The sequence below is a fragment of the Collinsella sp. CLA-ER-H11 genome (genome assembly GCF_040092445.1).
Lineage (GTDB): Bacteria > Actinomycetota > Coriobacteriia > Coriobacteriales > Coriobacteriaceae > Collinsella.
Map to the genome: position 1 here is coordinate 133444 of NZ_JBBNLN010000004.1, position 22317 is coordinate 155760.

Here is a 22317-nt window from a genome sequence, read left to right on the forward strand (position 1 = left end):
CCTATTTGAGCTTGCGGGTCTTGGGCTTAAAGCGCATACCCGTCTGGCGTCCGCCACGTGCGGAGAATCCATAGCCGGACTGCGGCACGACGCCGGACATCAAAAACGGAATGGCAACCAGACCCGTCAGGATCGAGGACGGCAGCGCATGGCCGAAGATCGCCACGACAAAGCTCGTCTCCAAACCCATAAACAGCAAGATGATGCTGTAGATCACATTAATGACGAGCGCAAAGGCGCCCACAGTGACGCCGCGCGCACTCGGGGTACCGCCCGTCTGACCGACGGCGCTGTGCACCAGGGCAAAAGAACCCACGGTCAGCAGGAGCGACATAACGCCCACCGGCACGGCAGCGGACAGGTCATAGAACAAGCCGCTGCAAAAACCGCACACGACGGCACGGGTCGGGTCGCCCGAGAACACGCTTAGGCACACCAGGATAATCATGAAGTTGACGCGACCGCCCGCAATGGAGATCTGCGGTGCCAGGCCTGCCTGCAGCAGCACGCACACGATGGCGGCGATCACAAACGTGCGGGAGCTCATCCCCTGCTCGTGTAGATCCATGGACATGCCCCCTATTCGCTCGAGCCGGAATCGGTCGTCTCGGACGTGTCGGAACTGTCATCCGAGCTCTCGTCCTTCGTCTTGGTCGCAGCGTCGCGCGACGTTCCCTGCGGCGTGCTGTTGGCCGTGCTCACGTCCTCGTCCGAGGCCGACTGTTCGTCGGTCAGCGAGGTGATGACCAGCACTTCCTCGTTGTTCTCGGCCGTCGTCTGGGCGCGCACCACAATGGTGTAGTACACGTCGTTTGCCGATTTCTCAACCGACGAGACGGTGCCGAGCGGTAGACCCTTGGGGAACACGCCGCCAATGCCCGAGGTCACGATGATGTCGCCAACCTTAACATCGGAGTCGACGCTCACGTACTCAAGACGCAGCGTGCCGTCAGCCTGACCCTGCAGCATGCCCTGGGCGCGCGTGTCCTGCACCATGGCGGACACACCCGAGTTCTCGTCGCCAATCAGGCGCACGGTAGAGGTCTTGGCCGATACCTCGATAATCTGGCCGATGACACCGGCAGAACTCGTCACGGGCATGTTGATGGTAAGGCCGTCGGCAGAGCCCTTGTCGATGGTAACGGTCGAGGTCCAAGCATCGCCGGAGGCACCGACAATACGAGCTGCGGTCGATTTAAGGTTGTAGGTCGACTGCAGGCCGACCAGCCCTTCCAGACGCTCAGCGGTCTTTTGAGCCTCGGAGAGCTCGGCAACCTTAGAGGTCAGTTCCTCGTTTTGCTTCTTAAGCTCGTCAAGCGTGTCCTGCGACGCCGTAAGGTTAGAGAACACGTTGCCAATCGCATTGAAGGGAGCCGCCACAGCCGAACCCACAAAGCGCACCGGCGAGGTAATCGTCGTTACGCCCGAACGCACGGCATGAATCGGTCCTGCCTCGCCCTCGCGGATGTAAAACGTGAGCAGCAACACCGAAATCAGGCTGAAAACAATCAACGGGCGCATACCCGTTGATTGTCGCTTGGTATTCAGATTTGTGGAGAAACCCGAAGATCGTGCCAAATGGAATCCACCTTTTGGAAATTAAGCATTGGTCTGGACGAAGCCGCCATCAAACGCATTGGCCTCGAGCACGCGGGCACAGCCGTTAACGACATTATCGAGCGCCGTGGGGCTGACGTTGACCGAAACACCGGTCTCATCGCGCAGGCGCACGTCGAGACCGCGCAGCAGCGCGCCGCCACCAGTCAGCAAAATGCCGTAGTACATAAGGTCCGAGGCGAGATCGGGAGGCGTAGCGTCGAGTGCGTCTTTAACGGCCTTGGCCATCTCGTCGAGCGGCTTGTTGAGTGCGCGACGAATCTCCTCGCTCTCGATGCGTACGGTCTTGGGCAGACCGGTGATCACGTCGCGGCCGTTGACCTCGACGTCGAGCTCGTCCTTGAGCGGCACGGCGGAACCGACCTTGATCTTGATGTCCTCTGCCGTACGCTCGCCGATGGCCAGGTTGTAGGCATCGCGAACGTGCGTGAGGATGGCCTGATCGAACTCGTCACCGGCAATACGGATGGACTGCGAGACGACGATGCCGCCCATGGCGATAACGGCGACCTCGGTAGTACCGCCACCGATGTCGATGACCATGGAGCCGGTGGGCTCCTCGACGGGCAGGTCGGCGCCGATAGCGGCAGCCATGGGCTCCTCGATCAGGTAGGCCTGGCGAGCGCCGGCCTGGATCGTGGCCTCAAATACGGCACGCTTCTCGACCGACGTGACGCCGGAGGGAACGCAGACGACAACACGCGGACGCGGGGTCCACGGATAGCGCTTCTCGGAAGCCTTGTCGATAAAGTAGCGGAGCATGGCCTCGGTAACGTCGAAGTCGGCGATGACGCCGTCCTTCAGGGGACGAACGGCCACGATGTTGCCGGGAGTACGGCCGAGCATGCGCTTTGCCTCGATACCGACCGCGAGGATGCGCTCGTCGTTCTTGTCGATGGCGACGACGGAGGGCTCGCGGATGACGATGCCCTTGCCGCGCACGGAGACAAGCGTATTTGCGGTGCCGAGGTCGATGGCAAGATCGCCCGCATAGCTACCGAAGAACATATCCATCAAAGAAAACAACGCAACTCCTGATGTGTTGGATGATTGCTGGAAAACTACTAGCTCATCATACTAGCGCAAGCCCGGCACCTCACTTGCGGTGAAGCGCCGGGCAAAGCTAAATCCCATAAGGTCACTACTGGTTGTCAGCAGCCGAGAAATCCATATCGAGCGAGGAAACGGCCCAGCCGATATGGTTATCGGAGCGCACGAATTTGACGGTGTACTCCTGCTCGCCGCCCTTGGACAGCGAAGCCTTAACCTTGGCGGTCGTCTCGGTCATGGACTGATCCATGCCCTCGACGGACACGGTGGCACCCTGCGGAATCGAGGAGATGATCATCGACTTGGCGTCCTCGGACAGGCTCGAGGCCAGGCAAGACTCGGCCTTTGCGGTGTCACCGTCGCCGGCAGCCTGGAACAGATCGGTAACGACAGACTCCTGGGACGGGAAGCCAAAGCCGCGCGTGTAGGCAAAGCCCAGACCGCCCGCGGCGATCAAAATGAGCAGAAGCAGCACGATGAAGACTTTGAGACCCGTGTGGCGATGACGACGACGGACCTTGGCCTGCTTACGATCCTGACGGTCCTGCTGGACCATCTCGGACTCGGACAGCGTAAAGAAGCCGGTATCCGAGGGATCGGGCATAAACTGGCCGGTCGCGCCCGTAGGATCGAGCGGATCGACGGCAGGAGCGTCCATCGCGGGCGCCGGAGCCGTGGCCATAGCCGTCTGGGCAGACAGCGCGGCAAGCGAATCGTGCACGCGGGCAAGCTCATCGGCCTGCTCGGAGGTGAGCTGGTAGATGCCATCGGCAGTAGCGGCGTTAAAGGCGTCGAGTGCGTCGGAGGGACGGCCGGCGGCAGAAAGCGCCTGACCCATGCCGGCGTTGAGCGCACGCGTGTCGTCGCGGGGGCCGGCAAAGTCGATAGCCGTGCGGTAGGTCTCCACGGCATCCGCCGGACGGCCGAGCTTAATGAAGCAACGACCGAGCTCGCCGAGTGCGGCGGCAGGGGCCGGATTGGCGCCGTCGATGGCAGCCTGACGGAAGGCAGTACCCGCGTTGGCATAGTCGCCCGACTGGAACAGCGCATTGCCCAGGCCCAGATAGGCCTTGAACGGCGTGGCATAGGAAGCGTCCTGCGTAGCGGCAGAAAACGCCTGGGCGGCCGTCGTGTAGTCGCCCACGGCGGCGAGTGCCTTGCCGCGGTTGGTGAGCAGCGCGCCGCGCTTGCCATAGGTGCCGTCGTTGAGGGCGGCGGCATAGGCCTCGGCGGCCTCGGCATACATGCCCAGGTGCATCAAGGCGTTGCCACGAAGGTGATCGGCCTCGCCCATAATCTCATCGGGAGTTTTTGCCGCCCCAAGCATCTGGGCTGCAGCGGAAAAATCACCCGCGCGGTAAGCGGCGCGGCCCTGTTGGATCAGCTGGCTATTCAAGGAAGTCCCCTTTACTCGTGAACGATCTCGACATGGACGATCTCGTCGCCGGCACGCAGCTGCGAAATCACATCGAGACCCTCGACCGTTGTACCAAAGACGGTGTAACCGGAATCGAGGTTATGCTGGGCACCCAGGCAGAAGTAGAACTGCGAACCCGCGGAATCGGGGTCCATGGAGCGTGCCATGGCAAGGGCACCATCGACATGGCTGTTGCGCGGATTGGTGGCAAACTCGCCCTTGATGCAGTAGCCGGGACCACCGGTACCGGGCATGCCGTCGGGGCCCTCAAGACCGGCAGCGACGTCGGCGCCGGACATATCGCGGGTATTGGGGTCGCCGCCCTGAATGACAAAGCCGGGCACATAGCGATGGAACTTAAGGCCATCATAGAAACCCATCGTGGAAAGCTCGCAGAAGTTCGCGACATGAATGGGAGCGCCCTCGCCGTCAAACTTAACCTTGATGGTACCCTTCGACGTCTCGATAACGGCGCACTCGTCGCCGGTAAGCTGATACTCGGGCGTGTAGAGCTCTTTCTTAAAACCAAACATGTGGTTCCTTCCTCGTGCGTTTAAAGCATATTTGTACGAATTGTAGCAATAAGCATGCGCTTACATCAATTGCGCACGTAGGTTATGCCGACTATGGCGAACTAATTTTAGGAACGCTGCTGCGGCTTCCAGGAGCCCACGTTGGCGTCGTACTGGTTCAGTGCGCTGTTGCCGCCCTGCGCGATGGGCGCCAGGATATCGCTTTGGTGGGAACTCATCGACTCACCATCAGGAATGGCCAGCGAGATGTCCCAGCTCTGACAGATCACGTCGACACGCTCGTACATCCACTCGGCAAGCTGCTTTAAGTGGGCGATGTCATCCGCATAGACCGTATCGTCCTGATACTTAAGGTTGTTAAGCTCATCTTGCGTCTTTTTGATCTGGTCGCGCAGGGCGTAGGCACTCTGCGACAGCTCCTGACGGGTGGACAGCGGCGTTCGGAGATAACCGTTGTTAAAGGAATCGATGACCTCGCCGATCTGGTCCTCGTCACCGTAGGACACGATGGTCTGATACAGACCGTCGAGCCTGGTATAGAGCTGATCATCGGTGAGCACGGTTTCTTCCTGGACCACCTCGGCAGAATCGTCCTGCTTGGTATCGTCCTCAGTCGCCTCGCCCTTTTGGCGCGTAGGGAAGGTCGTCTGCGCGGCCTGGCCAAACTGGTCATAGAAGCCAGGCATGACACCCATGGGATCGGTCGTCACGAACCAATAGGCACCGCCGCAAAGGACGGCAAGGACCGCGATGACGATGAGCGGCTTGGGGATATGACGCTTGTGCTTGTGATAGGCGTCCTCGTCGGGGTGCACCTTGCGCTTGGTTTTTTGAGCATCGTCATGCAGGGAAACGGGCGTGGGAATATCGACCTTGGGGATACCGAAATCCTTATCGAAAGCAGGCAGCACGCAGGTCTCATTGGGGTCGGCGGCGTCTGAGAGCACCGCAGCGGCAGAGGCTGGCGCATGCGGCACCTCGGTATCGATCTGCTCTTGCGTTAGGCGCGGAAAGCCCGCCGTGCGGCCCGCTGCCAGGTCGGATGCGGCCGCGTCCTCGGAGAGGATACCCGGAGCGGGGCGTCCGCATTTGGGGCACGTGCGATCATGCGGAGAAAGACGGGCACCGCAGCCCTCGCAGAACACGAACTCGGTGTGCTCGGGACCGTCGCCCGGACCCACATAGGCGTTGCAGTAGGGGCAGAACGAGGCGCCGTCCTCGATAGTCTTAAGGCAATGCGGGCAGATCACGGCATCCTCTTTTCGAAGCAATTCAAACAATCGAGGTTAGAGCATAACATCGCCACGGCCCCACAGGAACAAGGCACCAATTCAACATCGCCAGGGCGCGTAGCTACTTCTTCTTTTTGCTTGGCATCGAGACTTTGATGCCTTGGGCGGACTTGGTCACGCGAGAGCGCTTGGCTCCGGCACTCCTCTTTTTCTTGGGCTGGGCCTGGGCCACGCCCTCGAGCGCGCGGGCCTCGGCCTCGCGAACGGTGCGATCTTCGCGGCGCTGCGCCATGTCGGCGGCGACGCGCTTGGCAAAACGCTCGGCCGTCGAACCCGTCGAGCTCACCTTGCCGCCACCGCGACCCAGGCGGACGCGCACACCGCGGCCAAAACCAGTTGCGGCATGACGACGACGCGGCTTGAGCGAATCCATCATCGTGGCGAGCTTAAAGAACACCGAGCAGGTAAAGATCACGATGACAGCCAAGATAACCATCTGGCCCATCGACAGGTTGGCAATAGACAGCAGCTCCGGGAATCCGATAGCGCCCACTAGGATGCCGGCGACTACAAACACAAAAAGCACCACACGTAAGGGCGTGAGAGGCTGCGAGATGCGCCAGATCAGGCTGACGCTCGCCGCGCAGGACGTAAGCAGGCACATCGTAGACAGCGTGAGCTGGCTAAAGCCAAACACGCGCGCCACAAAGATATCGAGCGCCGCAGCCAAAATGACCGCAATCGACGCCGGCAGTGCACGCTTGAGCACATTGGTCAAAAATGACCCCTTCACGCGAGCATTGTTGGGCTCCAAACCCAGCACAAAGCCCGGCGCGCCGATGCAGAAGAAGTTGATGAGCGTCATCTGGATGGGGTCGAAGGGGTACGGCGGCAGCGCGATACACAGCGCCGCCAGGCCCATCGAGAACAGCGTCTTGGTCAGGAACAGTGAGGCCGAACGCTGCAGGTTGTTGATGGAGCGACGGCCCTCGGCCACCACGGCGGGCATCGAGGCAAAGTCGTTGTCGACGAGTACGATCTCGGCCACGTTACGCGCGGCATCGGAGCCGGCCGCCATGGCGACGGAGCAGTCGGCCTCCTTGAGCGCCAGCACGTCGTTGACGCCGTCGCCCGTCATGGCCACGGTGTGCTCGCGGCGCTTGAGCGCCTGCACGAGCTCGCGCTTCTGCTGCGGAGTCACACGACCAAAGACATGGTAGCGGTCCACTGCGGCATCGAGCTTGGCCGGCGTATCGAGCGTCGTAGCGTCCACATAAGCGTCCGCCCCTGGCACGCCCACCACGCGCGCGATCGACGACACCGTACGCGGGTCGTCACCACTGATCACGTTGAGGGTCACGCCCTGCTCGTTAAAGTAGCCGATGGTCTCGGCCGCCGAGGTACGAATCTCGTCGCGGATGGTCACAAAGCCCACGGGCTCGGCCTCGCCCACCATATCCCCATCGGGTGTAAAGCCGTCCACGCGCGCCACCACGAGCACGCGGCAGGTATCGGCAAGCTCGGCGACACGGTTCTCGACCTGCGAAAACACACGATCAGAGAGCACAAACTGCGCGGCACCCATCACATAGGAGCCCTGCGCAAAAGAAGCGCCACTCCATTTTTTAGACGACGAGAACGGAATGACCGACAGCGGCTCAAACACCTCGACCGGGCGATCGGCGTAATAGTTGAGCAGCGCCTGGCAGGTCTCGTTGGCATCGGCCGAAGTCGCACGCGCGACGTTAGCCAGCGCAAAATCGAGCACTGTGGTATCGACGGGAACAGCCGCCTCCTCCGAGTCCACGCCAAAGCCAACACCCTCAACAGGCAGCGGGTAGGTGCCCTCGACCTCCATACGACCCGACGTGATGGTGCCCGTCTTGTCCAGGCACAGCACGTCGACGCGCGCGAGCGTCTCGATGCAGTAGAGCTGCTGCGCCAGCACCTTGCGGCGGGCCAGGCGCACCGTGGCGATGGCGAGCACCGACGAGGTCAGCAGCACCAGGCCTTGCGGGATCATGCCCAGCAGGGCGCCCACCGTGGACAGCAGCGCCGACGAAGGCACATGACCAGCCAACAGCTCGGAGAAGCACCACGAAAGCGCGCTATCGCCCGGGGTTCCCGCGGCATCCCACAGCCCACTTACACTCGAGGCGAACAGAGCCAGGCCAAGCGGAATCATGATGATGCTCGCAAAGCGCACGATGGCGTTAAGCGCGTTCATGATCTCGGAATTGACCTTTTTGACGTACTTGGCCTCGTTATTAATTTTGGCCACGTAGTTGTCGGCGCCGACATGGATCACGCGGGCGCGCAGCAGGCCCGAGTCGATAAAGCTGCCGCTCATGAGCTCGGAACCGGGCTGTTTCTTAATAAGGTCGCTCTCGCCCGTCAGCAGGCTCTCGTTCACGAGCGCCTCGCCCGAAACCACCACGGCGTCAGCGGGAATCTGGTCGCCGCGCCCCAGGCGGATGATGTCGTCGAGCACGATCTGGTCCAGGTCGAGCTCCACCTCGGCGCCATCGCGCACCGCGATGGCCTTCTTGGAGGTCAGCAGCGTGAGCTTATCGACCATCTTCTTGGAACGCATGGACTGAATGACGCCAATAGCGGTATTGAGGAACACCACGAACAGGAACGTCAGATTCTTAAACGAACCGGTCAAAATGACCAGGAACGCCAAGATCACGTTGATCAAATTGAACAGCGTGCAGAGGTTCTCGATGATGAGCTCTTTGACCGACTTGGTCTTGAGTTCCATGTTGCGGTTGATTTTACCGGCGGCGATACGCTCCTCGACCTCGGCGGTTGAGAGTCCGCGCTCGATATCCGTTGCTGCCATACCACGTCCCATCACGTCGCGTCGGTATAAGAAAAACCGCCCGGACCATGCGAGGTTCGGACGGTCTTACGTTCGATGGTGCCCCGTCTGCATAGATTCTAGAACCGAGATCTGCGCCGTTGGGACCGTCGTGCTGCTCAGGATACCACGGGCGGCGTAGCGACACCTTTTCTCGAGAAAAAACCCGCCCGGGAAAACCCGAGCGGGCTGCGGCTAATGCCGGTTGATGCTCACGATGCAGAGCCCGATTGTCGCCACGGTGCCGCCGAAGAGCGAGCCGAGCACGAATGCCAACGCGATCATGCTAGTACGGGTTGCCGTCGGTGACGCGCACCTGCAAGCGGTCGAGCGGCTCACCATAGAAACCGGCGTAGTCGTCGCCGCCGTAGGTGGAGCCGTCGTCGCACACGGTATCGAGCCATCCGGCGCGTGCGGTGGTCTGCGAGCGGTACCACGCCTGCTTGTATTCCTCGCCGCCCGGGGTCACGTAGTACATGCGCACGCCGTCGATGGTATGACCGACGATACCCGCGCAGCCGTTCACGGTGTCGTTGCGGTCGCCCTTGGAAACGTAATCGAGCCAGCCGTCCTCGATGGTATGCACCTGATACTTGAGCGTGCCGCGGTCGACGCGTGCGCACAGCAGGTCGTGCTGTCGACACGGATACCCTGCAAAGCCGTTGTCCCCGGCGCCGAAGTCGGTCACCTCGTCCAGCCAGCCGCCGCCCTTGAGGTGGAGGGAGTAGTGGACGGGGACACGCTTGCCAGATGCCTTCGAGAAGCCGCCGGATGCCGCCTGAGCGGGCTTTGCCGCGGCAGGCTTAGCGGCGGTGGAGGGGGCTGGTGCCTTGCCGCCCTTCATGGCGTCATACCACGCCTGGGCGCGCTGCATGTAATGGTCGCGCTGGGAGCCCGCAAGCTCGCCGGGGCAGGCCGTGGCGCTCCAATAGCGGTGCGGGAAGACGTTCTTGCACCACTCGGGACGACCGAGGCCGTAGTACAGGCACAGGGCTGCGACCAGATGCGCGCCGCTTTCGATTGCCTTCTCGTGCACCGTCCATGGGTTTGAGCCGCTGTTGGCGTGCTCAATCGAGATAGTCGTGTCGTTGCCGCGTCCGGTGCCGATTCCGTCGCCGCAGGCGTAGGCGCGGTCGGTGTCGTTGACGTGCTGCACGATGTAGCCGTTGCGGTCAACCGAGTAGTGCGCCGAGCAGCCGTTGGCACCCCAAATGCCGTTGCACTGGCTGGCGTTGAGGTCGCCGGCCATGTGGTGGATGGTCACGCCCCTGATGCCGAACGGGCGGCCTGCGGAGAAGTTGCGCCCCAGAAGCTTGTACTCGTCCGGTTGGACGTTTGCGAAGTCTGCCATTAGTCCTCCTTGATGTCGCCGAGCGCCAGCAGGGCGTCCAGCCATTTGTCCGTGATGCCGACTGATTTGAAGGCCGCATAGGCCACCTGCACGCCGCCGACTGCGGCGAAGATGGACGTCACCCACGCCGAGGGTTCGGTCGGGACGCCGCCCGACATGGCCGTGAGGGCGCCGCATCCCGCCGAGACGGCGATGGCCGTCCAGCGGGCGACATTGCCCGTCATCGCCTTCGTCTTGATGGCCTGCACGATGTACGGCACGACCAGCACCGTGCACACCGTGAGGCCCGCCTGGATCTCATTCATTCGATTGCTCCTATCTGTCGGATTCCTTGCTGTAGATCAGGTCGACGCGGTCGCAGATGTGGTCGACCTTCTCCGCCATGCCCTGGCTCCTCGCCTGGCTGTGCGCCAAGTCGGCGTGCAGCACCTCGTTCGACGTGACGACTGACTCCATGAGCGTCTTCATCGCCTCCATGAGGCTGTTGCTGCGCTCCATCTGCGCGGCGATGCGGCCCTCCATCTCGGACCGCTCGCGGTCGCGCTGCGCGCGCTCGTCGACCTCCGCCTGCTTGCGCTCCTCGCGCTTCAGGTCGATGCCGGCCTTGCGTTCGTTCTGCCTTTTGTATTCATCCAAAAACTGGCGGCCGAAGTAGAACGCTATGAGGCCGAGAAGGACGCCACCGAGCCATCCCGGCCCATATGGCGCAAAGAGCTTGAGCACTTCCATCCTGAGCGCCCTCCTTCCGCCTATTCGGCCGTGTACTCCTCGCCGGTGATGTCCTTGTACTCGTCGGCGGTAATCCACTTGCACTCGACTGCCTTATGCACTCGTACCTTGCTCCAAAGAGGTCGGTCGTAGTACTTCTTGACGAGCGCGAAGTGCTTGGAGTGCTCGTCGGTCTTCTTCGTCGGCATTACTGGTCACCTCCGACCGTCATGAGCAGGTAGTCGATGTTTGCCGTGTTCTGCTCGGTCTGCGTCGGCTGCGACGCCTGCTCGCGCATCTGGTCGAGCAGCGCCGACACGTCGGGCGTCTCGCCGCTGTCGTAGGCGGCGAGCGCCGCGGTGTAGGCGAGCTTTCGCGCCTTCCGCTCAGCGTACTCGTCATCGTCGATAACGCCCGCGTCGTGCGCCGCGTCGTGGTCGCCGATCTGCGACAGCAGATCGCGCAGGGCGTTGACCTCGGCCATGGTGCCATCTTGAAGCTCGCTGGGGCGCGGCATGTCTTCCTCAGTGTCCATGCGGACTCCTCTCTTGTCGGGGAATGTGCCGCCATCGTATTAGCGCCGTGAGATTGCCGAGCCGCTTTGATGGGCGCAAAGGAAGAAGGCGCGCCGCAGCACGCCTTCGATGCTTCTGTTATTTCGCAGCCGCTTCGCTTAGGCCGCTGCTTTGAGTTGCCGGTTCTCCGCTATTGCGAGGGCTTGCTTCCGCTTGAATCGTCCCTCTGGTTGGCCTGCATTGAGCACCCCCCCCCCTGCGCGAGATTTCCGAACAGGCTGCGGTACAGCGCGTCCATGGCCTGCACGCTGCGGTGCGCGTCCAGCCGCTTCATGCCTCCGCGCCAGCTCTGGTAGCTCTGCTCCACCTGCTCGGGGGTCATGATGCCATCGGCGACCATGCGGGCCATCTTCTTGAGCTTGCGGCGCTCCCGCGTTATGGAGTCTCGGCACGGCTTCACGACTATGCGGCCCGTCTCCGTGTAGAAGATGCGCTTCTTCAGCCACATGAACCCGCGCGTGAGCTTCACCACGCGCGTCTTGCGCGGGTTCAGCTCGATGCCCAGCTCGGCGCATTTGCCCTCTATCAGCAGCAGGCACACCTGCAAGTAGTCCTTGGACTCGTGTATCAGGTAGAAGTCGTCCATGTAGCGCCCGTAAGACTCGGGGCGCAGCATCTCGGTCACATAGTGGTCGATGCGGTTGGGGTGTGCCACCGCGCATATCTGGTTCGGCTCGCTGCCCAGCCCCAGGCCCACCTCGCCCTGCGCGTCAATCAGGCGGTGCTCAAGGTCGATTACTCGCGGATCGAGCAGCGCGGCAGCCACCTGCTCCTTGACGGGGCCGTGCGCTATGCGGGCGAAGTAGTCGGAAAAGTCGCCGAGCAGTATGTAGCCATCGCCGCCGTGCCTCCTCCAGTTGTCGGCCAGGTGGCGCTTGAGCAGCTTCAGGGCGTAGTCGGTGCCGCGCCCCTTTATGTTCGCGGAGTTGGCGGCTATGAGAGTGGGGACTATGGCGGGAACGAGCGCGTTTTGTGCCAGGGACTTCTGTACCACGCGCTCGGGGAAGTGTACGGCGCTGATATGGCGCAGCTTTCCGCGCTCCCACAGGTCGAACCGTATGAAGCCCCGGCATATGTCGCGCCCCTCCAAAAGGTCGCGGCGGGACAGGACGGCGTTGCGCAGGTAGCTTTTCATGTATCGCTGCGTGGATGCCTTCCACATCACGCCGCGCGCGGCCTGCTTCGATGCCTTGCACAGGCTGTTGAGGTCGGCCACGGTATCAAGCGTGCACGCCTTGACGCGCTCGGCCTTGGCCTGCGCGCGCTTCTCCTCGCGGCGCTTGCGGCGCGCCACCCGCCTTTGCTCGGAGTTCACAGGAGGCACCCCGCGCGGCTTGCAATGTGGCTCTGGCAGCCGCTTGAGGTATGGCCATGAAACGCGGCGAAGCCACGGAGCGCCGCGCCATGCAAGCAGCGTCCGGCCACCCTCGCGGGGTGCGTATTTACGGGCGCATGCCCGACGGTCGCGCCTTCCTTCCTCTTCGCGCTCTGCTTTCGGCTCTGGGGCCTACTCGGTCTGGCAATAAGGGAATCCGGGGCGGGGGCGAACCCAGACGTTCGTCGCCGAGTTGTAGTTGGCATTGCCGTTGTTGTTGACATAGCACACGTTGGACGCGGAGCCCGACGCAACGGAACGCAGCCACCAATTGTACCGATAGACAAGGCGCGACCGCCGTCCATTATAGCGAACGCAGGCGCTCTAGCTCGGCCTCGGCCTCGGCTATGCGCTCCTCGGTGGACTTCTTGCCGGTGACGCGCACGTTCTTGCGCGCGCCCTTTAGCAGCTTGATCTCCTCCTCGACCATGGCCGCCAGCCCCTCGAAGCGGTTGGCGTTCACGGGCAGGCCGATATCCATGAGGCACTGCATGTCCAGCATAAGCTGCTCGCAGTCCGCTATGGCCAGCGTCAGGTAGCGTTTCCTCTCCAGCGCGTTGAACGAGCTGTTGGGATAGAAGCAGTCGGCGCGGTTGACGTTGTACACGATGCTGCGCGCCGTCTCCACGGTCGGCACCGCGTTCAGCAGCCTGTAGGCCTTGGGCACTACTGAGGAGGACGCCATCAGCTTATTAACCTCCACGCGGATGGCGATGGCCTGTGTGAAGAACTTGTACTCGGACACCTCGCGGTTGCGCTGGTAGACGCCGCTCACGTGCACCTCCTGGGGAAACTGGCGAAAAAAACGGCCCGCTTCGCGGGCAGGAGGCGACCGCGCAAGGCGGTCGCCTAAAAGCAGAGTATAGAGCACTCGGCTGGCTAGCCGACGAGGAAGCCGGGGCGGGGGCGAACCCAGACGCCCGTCGCCGAGGCGTAGTCGGCACCGCCGTCGTTGGAGACATAGCACACGTAGGACGCGGAGCCCGACGCAACGGAACGCAGCCACCAATGGTACCGATTTCCGTTGACTCGGTGCGCCGTGTCTCGGAACAGGTCAAACTGGCAGTCGAAGCCCACGCTGTAGCCTTTCGTCCCCCACACGGGGCAGCCGTACACCTCCATCTCCGACAGCGAGAACACCTTGCCGATATCCTGCCAGCTCCACGAGTTGGAGTCGTTGAGCGCGCCGCTGGCGCTGTACCGCTCCTCAAGCAGCACGCGCTGGGTAAGCAGGTACTTGGTCAGCCCCTCGGGCAGGCACGCCTCGAAGGCCGTCTCCCACGCCTTGAGGTTGCTGTTGGGGTAGGGGCATTTCCGATCGGCGGTGCCCTGGTTCGTGTTGGTGGTGTTCCACATCAGGAAGCTGTCGTTTGCCACGCCGGTCACGGTCTTGGCTACGGGCACGGGAGCGGACGCCACGAACGCGATATGGTGTCCCTTGCTGTTGTCGCCGCAGTAAAGGTACGGGTCGATGTGGGCAAGCAGGAACCGCACAGATTGCTGTGTGGTGACGGCGGATGCGCTCACAAGCGGCACGTCCAGGTAGTCGCCCACGCGAAGTCCTGCGAAGTTCGCGGCGGCGATGCGCTTATGCAGCGCGTCGTACACGCTGCCGCTGCCGATTTCTCCCGCCAGGATGGTGGCGATGTTCTGCCCGCCGTACTTGCCGATGAGGCTCTGGCGGTTGTACTCGGCGTTGTTGAGCGCCGTCTGCGCGTTGCTGCGCGCGGTATCGTCGATGACGTTGAGCGGCTGGCCGCCTACGACCAGCGTCTTTGCATTTGCCATTTATCCTCCTTAGGAAAGGGTTACCGTGCTGCCCGATACCGAGCACGTGCTGCCGAACGTCACCGTGCCCCCGGATACCGACGCCTTGCCGGCAGGGCAGTAGACCGTGCCGTCCATGTAGATGAACTTGTCTGTCGCGTCGGCGAGCATCGTCGCGAGCTGGCCGTTCTGGCGGCGCAGCTCGGCGATGTCGGACTCGCCGGCGGCGCCCTGCGCCGCCGCGTTCGCGATCTGCAATGCCGCGCTTGCCGCCGCATCGGCCCTCGACGCCGCACCGCTAGCGGCGGATGCCGCATCGAACGCGGATTGACCGAGCCGAGAAAGCTCAGTGCTCCACTTCCTGTAGAGCTCGTCGAGCTCCTGGTCGTAGCTGACGGCAGGCCCTGTTGTCCCGTCCACATTTCCCAGGATGACGAGCGCGAAGTCCTCGGTCGTCTCGGAGGCCCCGTTGGCGTAGAACTCGAAGTACGCAAGACGGCACTTCCCCACCCCGTTGACGGCCTCCGGCGCCAGCGTGGCGCTCACCGATGCCGTGCCGACGGTGGCGGCGCAGCGAGCCCACGTTCCATCGGCGTGGAGCACGCACAGGCGCGCGGACTGGTAGGTCGGCGTGTAGGCGGCGCCGTCCACGGTGAGCGACGCCGTTATCTTCTGGGTCTGCGTCTCGCCCCTGCGCACGGTGACGCGCTGCGGGACTGTGCCCGGGCGCTTGCGCATGTCGAGCGCAATAGCGTGGTTGATCATTTGGCCCCCAGCGCCTTGAGCGCGGCGAGCGCGGCCCTGAAGGCCTCGACCGGGTCGACGGCCTCGGTTCCCTCCCCCGTCTCGTCGGCCGTGGCCGGCTGCGGGTCGACGATGGCCGAGATCGCGTCGAACACGGCGACCGTGGCGGCGGTGCGCTCATCGACGTACCCGGCGGTCGCCAGCGGGATGCCGTTGACCGTGGGGTCAGGCTTGCGGACGTCCGCGGCCTTGACGACCTCGCGCGAGCCGTCGTCGTACTGGGCGACGAAAACGAGGCCGCCGTCCTCGGCGCGCTGGAGCACCTCCGGATCGTACTCCGTCAGGCACTGCTCGTTATTGCCGATGATGTCGTGGACCGCGTAGCCCACGACGATCTTCTTGCTTGCTTCCATTCCTTCTTGTCCTTTCATCTCTTATCCGCTCCACCCGGACGGCATTGTCGACACGCCGATCAGCAGGCCGTTCCTGAACTCGAGCACCGACGATGTCTGGGACTGGTCGTTGAAATATTTCTTGCCGTTCTCCGTGTAAAGCGGGTGGTATGCCGCTCCGACCTTGGTCGTCAGGCCTGACCACGTCGTGACGCTCGTGTCGGCACTGCCGCTCACGCTGAGCCTCGGGGTCGAGACTCGCACGACGCCCTGTCCCTGCAGCTGCAGTCCGTGGTAGATAATCGACGGATTGTCGATGTCATGTGACGTTGAGGAGCATTCGATGTAGCCGTACTGCGTGCCGTCCTTGAATCCCGCCAGCTTCCCGCTCGAGTCGAGCTCCATGGCGTACCCGCTGCTGCGGTTTCCCCCGGTGAAGCTGCCGGTTGCCGTGATGTTCTTCGCCGTCATGTAGTTGGTCGTCAGCACGCCTTCCTTGAGGTTCCACGAGTTGCGCCCCTTTGCGTCCGCGAGAGTCCCGGTTGCGATGTATGTCGCGTTGACGTAGACCCTGTTGTTGCTCATGTAGAGCCCCTGGTCTGCGCCGCCGTTCGTCAGGCGGTCGAAGATGGCCTTCTGGTCCATCTGCTCGTCGTAGGCGCTCAGGATGCCATCGGCGTAATCCGATGCGTCCTTCTGCTCGATGGCGTGGCGCGCCCCGGTCGCGGCATCGGCGTAGTCCTTGACCGCGCTCGAGTAGGCGCCGTAGGCCGCGTCGTACTCGTCCATCGACGCCTTGAGCTCCTCAGCTGTCTTGCACTTGAGCACCTTGTCGACCTTGTCGGCGTAGGCGCCGTACGTGCCGCCCTCATCGGTCGTGCCGAAGGCCTTGGTGTAGCGCGGGCCGAGGACGGACGAGAGGAACTGGGCGCTGAGGGCCTTGTTCGACTTCAGCGCGTTGTACTGGCTCGTGAGCTCCTCGCGCTCCTTTTCGACGTCCTGCTTGGCCTTCTTGACCGCGGCCTTCTCCGCTTCGGTCACCACACCGTCTTTGGCGAGGTCCTGCACCGTCGTGTCGAGGCCGTTGAGCGAGCCCGTGAGGTCGTGCGCGCTCTGGTAGGCCTTGTTGTACGCGGCCTCCAGCACCGGCGCCGTGTGGGTCACTGAGCCGTCCCCGTAGGTGACGCGCTCCATCGACCAGACGAAGTATCCGTTCGACCATTGTGGGAGGTCCTCGGACCATCCCAGCTCTGGGTTCTGCGCATTGATCGGCGGCACGCTGTCCGATTGATTCTTGGCGTAGAGCTTCACGCGCGCCGCGATGGCGCTGCCGGCCATCTGGTTGCTGCCGTTGATGGCCTTAGCGAGGCACGGCGCGGTGTAGGTGACCGAACCGTCCGTCCACGTGACCTTGCTCCTCGTCCAGATGTACTTGCCCTTCGCCCACGCGGGCTGAGCCTCCGACCAGCTGCCGCCGGACTGCGCCGTGGAGCTCGTGGACAGGTAGTACTGTTCGACGATGCCGCGCACGCCGGTACCGGTCGAGCCCTTGTCGCCCTTGGCGCCATCGATGCCGCTGATGCACACGGGCTCGCTGTACTCGATGTCACCGGACTGCATGGTGGTCTTGGTGCGCGTCCAGATGTACTTGCCCGACACCCATTGCGGCGCCGTTGTCTGCCATCCGCCCTGCGGCTCGGTGACACGCGACGTTCCCTGGGCGTACTCGACGTCCACCGACGCTATCACGGCATCGGCGACGGCGATGTCCTTGCCGTCGAGCTTGGCGCCGGGGCCTAGATGGACCTCGCTCTCGTCGAGGTTCCAGTAGTTCTTGCCGCTCCTGTCTTGGATGGTTCCGGCCTTGATCAGATCGCCCATGAGCGTGCCGACCGTGATGAGGTCGGCGGTGAAGCCCGCGCCGGTGCCGAAGGTGCACCAGTCCCACGAGCCGTCGGCCTTGCAGCCGGAGGCGATGCGGAAGCCCTGGGAGCACAGCTGCATGGCCATGCCGTCGCCGGTCGTCGAGCGGCCGTCCGCGTCGAGGGGCACGGAGCCGAAGATCAGGCCGCGCTCGAAGCTCGTGTGGACGTAGCTGTTGCCCGCGAGGTTGAACTGCGTATTCATGCTGTCCATGACCTGCTGGAGGTACGATGGCGGCGTCGATGCCGCCACGTCCCAGTTGGACGAGCGCTTCGACAGGCTGGACACTTTCTGCTGCTGCGCCAGCAACATGTCCGTGATTGTCTCGGTCACGTTCCCGAGCGTCACGCGCATGGAGCCGCCAAGCTCGTCGGTCACGAGCTTGGTCACGCGGCCCTCACAGCGCAGCGCCGGGCTGAAGCACGTGTCGACGATCTGGACGTCGTCGCCCACGGCGACGCCCTCCCAATCTCGACCGAACTGCACGAGGTCGACGGCGTCGGCCTCGTAGGTCATGCCGGGCTCCTTGCGGGAGTCGAAGTACGCGTGGGTCTCGGCGAGCAGGGTCGCCGCGTCCTCGCAGTTCGAGTTTTCATATTGCCCGAACACGTGGGCGTGCCCGCCCCTGCCGTCGGGTCGCCCGTACAGCTTGAGCGCGGTCGCGTCCTCCACGTAGTTCTTGCCGTTGTTGATGTCGCCGAACGTCAGCTTGCGCCCGTAGCCGCCCGTGTCGGTCTCGATGCCCTTTCCATACCCGTAGCAGGCAGTGATCGCCCCGTAGTGCTCGGTGCGTGATACCGATGTCAGGTCCTTGGTGTAGGTGAACCGGCGGTGGCCGCCCTTCGCGCCTCGATGCGAGCGGATGCCCACCCTGCGAGAGGTCACCCTGCCGCCGGATACGGTGATTTCAGTCTCAAGCTCACCGCCGCATTTCAAGATTGACTGGAGCGCCTCGCGCGCCGAGGTGTGGTAGAAGGTCAGGCCCTTGTCGACGGTGCCGGTCTGGTCGACCGTTCCGGCGGTCCAGCGGGTCGGCCCAAGGCAGACATTCAGCGCCCGCAAGAAGCCGTAGCCGTAGGGGCGCTTGTCCTCGATATAGTCGCCGTACGTCTCGCAGATTGAGTTGATCGCCGTGTCCGTGTAGACCGTATCGCCTCCGGCGTGGAGGCCCTTGGGGTCTTGGCAGACGTGCTCGTGGACCTTGCCGAGGCGGTCGACCCACACGAGGCGGTAGCCCTGCTTGAGCGCGAAGGTCGTGACGATGTCCACGCTATCCTCACCGTTGAGCTCGTCGGTATGGATGAGGGAGAGCAGCTCCTCGGGGCCGATTGTCGATACGTAGGCGTCTTGCCACGTGTATACGTCAATTCGCACCTAGAGCCACCTCTCCTCCCATTCGAGCGTCGCGGTGCCGCCGCTCGTCTTGATCTGCTGCACGCTGTCGAGCGAGAAGAAGTCGCTCGCGACGGTCACGGGCCAGTCCGCGCCGTTGACCGTGCAGCGCTCGGCGCGCATGTCCAGCACGACGGTCTGTGCGCCCGTGAACGACGCCTCGACGCGGACGAACCGCCCGGTCGAGACGTTGGTGATTGTCCAGCTCGAGCCTGCCGGGGGCTTGCACGTGACCGTAGGGTAGGCCCTGTAGTTGCCCCCGGCGGCGACGGCGCGCTGGGATGCCGTCACCTGCTCGGAGCGCCGCTGCCCGTAGGCGGCGGGGTCTGCACAGTAGAACCCGAGCGTGAGATTCGGCATGTGTGCGTTGCGCCCCTGCTCCGCCCCTCCCCTGTAGCGCGCGAGCATGTAGCGCTCGGGAGCGTCGTCGAGCACGAGGGCCTTCTCGCCACCGGACAGCGCCGAGGCGAGCACGGCCCTTGCCTCGGCAACCTCGTCGAGGGAGCCGCCGACGATGTTGCAGTCGACCGCTATCTCGACGGGCTCGAGGCCCTTGGCGCGGACGTGCGTGCCGTCCATGCCGGGGACCTCGGTCTCATCGAGCCGCACCTTGGGAACAATCGGTCTCGTGACCTTGGTCACCAGCAGATACGGCGTTAGGTCGATTCCGCCGAATATCATGCGAACCCCCTTGCGGCGAGCGTGTGCCTGCCGCGCATCGCGATGGCGGAGGAGACGCGCTCCGAGTCGATGTACAGGTTTCCGTCCTTGTCCCTGATCTGCTCGAGGACGGACAGGATGCCGGCGAGGGCGTCGTCGGAATCCTCCTCGGGACGCGCCGGAGTGTAGACAGCGGACGGCGCGACGGTCAGGCCCGTCGAGAGCATCCCCTGCGCGGTGTCCATGGCGCCGCTGATGGCGGAGACCACGGCGCCGGTGCCGGTGCCGATGCCCTGCGCCCAGCCCTGCATGAGGGCCTTGCCCGAGAAGGTCGTGTAGCCGTGCCCGGAGAAGGGGCCGACCTTTGCCGGCGAGAACGGGAAGAAGGAGCGGATTCTGGAGACTGCGCCGGAGACCGCCGAGGTCACCGAGCCGATAGCGGACATGATGCCGTCCTTCAGGCCGTTGAGTATCGACTTGCCGGAGTTAAAGAGCCAATTGCGCGCACCCGAGAAGAATCCGGTGATCTTGCCCTTGATGCTCGTGACGGTCCTGTAGACGGAGTTGATTCCGTTGGACGCCGCGCTCTTGATGCCCTCCCAGATGGACGAGCAGGCGCTCTTGATGCTCCCCCACATGCTCGACCACGTGGAGCTGATGCTGTTGAGCACGGAGCTGATCACGCCGCTGACCTGATTTATCGCCGAGTTGACGGCGAACTTGATGCGTCCCCAGACCACCTCGGCGAAATCGCGGACGGTGTCCCACACGCTCGACCAAACCGAGCTGATTCCATCGAGCGTGGACGTTATCACGGACTCGACGACCCCGATGGCCGCTCGCACGGCGAACTCTATCTGAGACCAGACGAGCTCGGCTACCGACTTGATGGTGTTCCAGACCGTATCCCAGTCTCCGCTTATCGCGGCGGTGACCGTGGAGATGACCGTCTGCACCACGGCCATCGCGACCTGGACGGCAGTGGAGATTGCATCCATCACGCCGGTCAGGACAGCAGAGATCACCGGCCAGACCGCGTTCCAGACGGCGGAGATGATGCCCATCGCCACCTGAATCGCGCCCTGGATGAGCGGCATCGCCGCAAGCACGGCGGACAGCACGGACTGCACGGCGGGCATGGCGATGGCGACGAGCTGCGAGACGGTCGTCATTACGTCCGCGATGACGGTGACCAGGAAGCCGATGACCGGCGACAGCGCCTGCACGATGCCGAGCACCACCTGTATGCCGGTGGAGAGCACCGGCAGCACGGCCTGCGCGATATTGAGCAGCGCCGTGCCGATTGGCGCGATGAGCGGCGCGATAAACCCGATTGCCGCCTTGATGCCGTTACCGACGGACGTGGCCACACCAAGGATGGCCTGAAGCGCCGAGCAGATCTGCGAGGAGTCCACCTTCGGCAGCTTGATTCCGATGCCGGCGAGCGCCCCGACGGCGATGTTCCACGCCGTGGCGAGCGCCTCGGACACGATGGGCGTGAGCACCGACGCGATGCCTGAGAGCGCCGCGGGGAGCGCCTTGATGATGCCCTGCCCGATCTGCGCGACGCGCGGCGCGATGTTCTTGGCCACGGCGCCGACGGACGTGAGCAGCTGCTCGGTGAGCTGCGAGAAGTCCACGTCGTCTCGGCCCAGACCGGTGAGGAAGTTCTCCCATGATGCCTTGGCCATGCCGATGGAGCCGGAGATGGTCGTCGCGGCCTCCTTGGAGGTCGTGCCGGTGATGCCCATCTCGGACTGCACCGTGTGGATGGCCTCGACCACGTCGGCGTAGCTGTCGATGGTGAGGTCGGCGGTCTTGCCCTGCGCCGCGCGCAGCTTGTTGGCGTCCGCGATGAGTCGCTCCATCTCGGACTTCGTGCCGCCGTAGCCCAGCTTCAGGTTGTCCAGCATCGTGTAGTTTTGCTTGGCAAAACCTTGGTAGGCGTTCTTGACGTCGGCCATGTCCGAGCCCATCTTGTTGACGTTGTCCGCCATGTCGCCCATCGCCGTGTTGGCGGACTCGGCGGCCTTCGCCACGTCGCCGCCGCACGAGCTCACGAGCGATGCGGCGAAGCTGGTCGCCTGGGTCATGTATTGGTTTGCGCTCATGCCGCACGTCTTGTACGCATCCGCGGCGTATCCCTGCAGTTTGCCGGACGCGGAGCCGAAGAGCGTATCGACGCCACCGACCAGCTGCTCGTAGTCGGCGTATGCGGATACCGCAGCGCCGCCGATTGCGGTCACCGCCGTGGTGAGCGCGCCCATGCCAGTCGCGGCGACGGTGCCCACGCCCCTTGCGACGGTGCCGAGCCCGCTCAGCAGCCCGCCCGAGCGCTTGACCCCGCCGTCCACGCCGGAGGTCATCGAGTCGCCGAATGACTTTCCGGCCTTGGAGCCCGTGTCGCCGAACTCCGAGCAGATGCTGCCGGCGAAGCCCTTCATGGACGGCATGAGCGTGATGCATGCCGAGCCTACGCTAGTCGCCATCCCGTCCTCCTAATCCTAGAATCTCGTCGATTTCCGCCCTGTTCGCGAGGGCGTTGCGCTGGTGCCTCTTGAGCTCCGCGAGCTGCCCGGGCGTCTTGAGCGGCTGCGGTTCCTGCGGCGGCCGGTGCTTCTTGTCGCTCAGCCCCCACGCGAGGCTCCTGAGCTGGTGCTCGATGCGCCAGAGCATGTACGTCTCCTCGCTCCACTTGAGCTCCGGGTACATGCGGCG

21 protein-coding genes are annotated in these 22317 nt (G+C 63.5%); all 21 read right to left on the bottom strand.

The features are described from left to right. Position 1: 1 nt before the first annotated feature. The gene (locus AAAX35_RS04510; protein WP_022094761.1) at positions 2–568 is read right to left on the bottom strand and encodes a rod shape-determining protein MreD; all 567 of its coding nucleotides are present in this window, start codon (positions 566–568) and stop codon (positions 2–4) included. Positions 569–579: 11 nt separating this feature from the next. Further along, positions 580–1521: a rod shape-determining protein MreC gene (gene mreC, locus AAAX35_RS04515; protein WP_082421788.1), complete on the bottom strand. Its 942-nt coding sequence runs from the start codon at positions 1519–1521 to the stop codon at positions 580–582. Positions 1522–1599: 78 nt separating this feature from the next. Further along, entirely contained in the window at positions 1600–2631 is a 1032-nt protein-coding gene (locus AAAX35_RS04520) for a rod shape-determining protein (protein WP_006236061.1), read from the bottom strand. A gap of 127 nt (positions 2632–2758) precedes the next feature. Then, a complete protein-coding gene (locus tag AAAX35_RS04525) occupies positions 2759–4063 on the bottom strand; it encodes a tetratricopeptide repeat protein (protein ID WP_055309859.1) in 1305 nt (434 codons plus the stop codon). 11 nt (positions 4064–4074) lie between these two features. Continuing rightward, positions 4075–4617: a peptidylprolyl isomerase gene (locus AAAX35_RS04530; protein ID WP_349110255.1), complete on the bottom strand. Its 543-nt coding sequence runs from the start codon at positions 4615–4617 to the stop codon at positions 4075–4077. Positions 4618–4724: 107 nt separating this feature from the next. Then, positions 4725–5867 (bottom strand): zinc ribbon domain-containing protein, encoded by a 1143-nt coding sequence (locus AAAX35_RS04535; RefSeq protein WP_349114039.1) that lies wholly within the window; start codon positions 5865–5867, stop codon positions 4725–4727. 103 nt (positions 5868–5970) lie between these two features. Further along, a complete protein-coding gene (locus AAAX35_RS04540) occupies positions 5971–8694 on the bottom strand; it encodes an HAD-IC family P-type ATPase (RefSeq protein ID WP_349116874.1) in 2724 nt (907 codons plus the stop codon). 304 nt (positions 8695–8998) lie between these two features. Next, on the bottom strand, positions 8999–10063 hold the full coding sequence (locus tag AAAX35_RS04545) for a peptidoglycan recognition family protein (protein WP_349116875.1): 1065 nt from the start codon (positions 10061–10063) through the stop codon (positions 8999–9001). Continuing rightward, the gene (locus tag AAAX35_RS04550) at positions 10063–10368 is read right to left on the bottom strand and encodes a hypothetical protein (RefSeq protein ID WP_161160241.1); all 306 of its coding nucleotides are present in this window, start codon (positions 10366–10368) and stop codon (positions 10063–10065) included. Before AAAX35_RS04550 ends, AAAX35_RS04545 begins: the two co-directional genes overlap by 1 nt. 10 nt (positions 10369–10378) lie before the next feature. Further along, positions 10379–10792 (bottom strand): hypothetical protein, encoded by a 414-nt coding sequence (locus AAAX35_RS04555; protein ID WP_217107474.1) that lies wholly within the window; start codon positions 10790–10792, stop codon positions 10379–10381. 20 nt (positions 10793–10812) lie between these two features. After that, entirely contained in the window at positions 10813–10980 is a 168-nt protein-coding gene (locus AAAX35_RS04560; protein WP_349116876.1) for an XkdX family protein, read from the bottom strand. Continuing rightward, positions 10980–11306, bottom strand: coding sequence for a hypothetical protein (locus tag AAAX35_RS04565; protein WP_349116877.1), 327 nt, complete (start codon positions 11304–11306; stop codon positions 10980–10982). The genes AAAX35_RS04560 and AAAX35_RS04565 overlap by 1 nt, the downstream gene beginning before the upstream one ends. Positions 11307–11476: 170 nt before the next feature. Continuing rightward, positions 11477–12661, bottom strand: coding sequence for an RNA-directed DNA polymerase (locus AAAX35_RS04570; RefSeq protein WP_349116878.1), 1185 nt, complete (start codon positions 12659–12661; stop codon positions 11477–11479). A 364-nt stretch (positions 12662–13025) separates the two neighbouring features. After that, the gene (locus AAAX35_RS04575) at positions 13026–13496 is read right to left on the bottom strand and encodes a hypothetical protein (protein WP_349116879.1); all 471 of its coding nucleotides are present in this window, start codon (positions 13494–13496) and stop codon (positions 13026–13028) included. 104 nt (positions 13497–13600) lie between these two features. Beyond that, complete coding sequence (locus AAAX35_RS04580; RefSeq protein ID WP_349116880.1) at positions 13601–14509, bottom strand: DUF6273 domain-containing protein; 909 nt, start codon at positions 14507–14509, stop codon at positions 13601–13603. 9 nt (positions 14510–14518) lie between these two features. Beyond that, positions 14519–15253, bottom strand: coding sequence for a hypothetical protein (locus AAAX35_RS04585; protein ID WP_349116881.1), 735 nt, complete (start codon positions 15251–15253; stop codon positions 14519–14521). Then, positions 15250–15663, bottom strand: coding sequence for a hypothetical protein (locus tag AAAX35_RS04590; protein WP_349116882.1), 414 nt, complete (start codon positions 15661–15663; stop codon positions 15250–15252). Before AAAX35_RS04590 ends, AAAX35_RS04585 begins: the two co-directional genes overlap by 4 nt. A gap of 3 nt (positions 15664–15666) precedes the next feature. Continuing rightward, positions 15667–18921: a phage tail protein gene (locus tag AAAX35_RS04595; protein WP_349116883.1), complete on the bottom strand. Its 3255-nt coding sequence runs from the start codon at positions 18919–18921 to the stop codon at positions 15667–15669. Further along, positions 18922–19620, bottom strand: coding sequence for a distal tail protein Dit (locus tag AAAX35_RS04600; protein ID WP_349116884.1), 699 nt, complete (start codon positions 19618–19620; stop codon positions 18922–18924). Further along, on the bottom strand, positions 19617–22088 hold the full coding sequence (locus tag AAAX35_RS04605) for a hypothetical protein (RefSeq protein WP_349116885.1): 2472 nt from the start codon (positions 22086–22088) through the stop codon (positions 19617–19619). The genes AAAX35_RS04600 and AAAX35_RS04605 overlap by 4 nt, the downstream gene beginning before the upstream one ends. After that, positions 22078–22275: a hypothetical protein gene (locus tag AAAX35_RS04610; RefSeq protein WP_147356477.1), complete on the bottom strand. Its 198-nt coding sequence runs from the start codon at positions 22273–22275 to the stop codon at positions 22078–22080. The genes AAAX35_RS04605 and AAAX35_RS04610 overlap by 11 nt, the downstream gene beginning before the upstream one ends. Positions 22276–22317 lie beyond the last annotated feature (42 nt).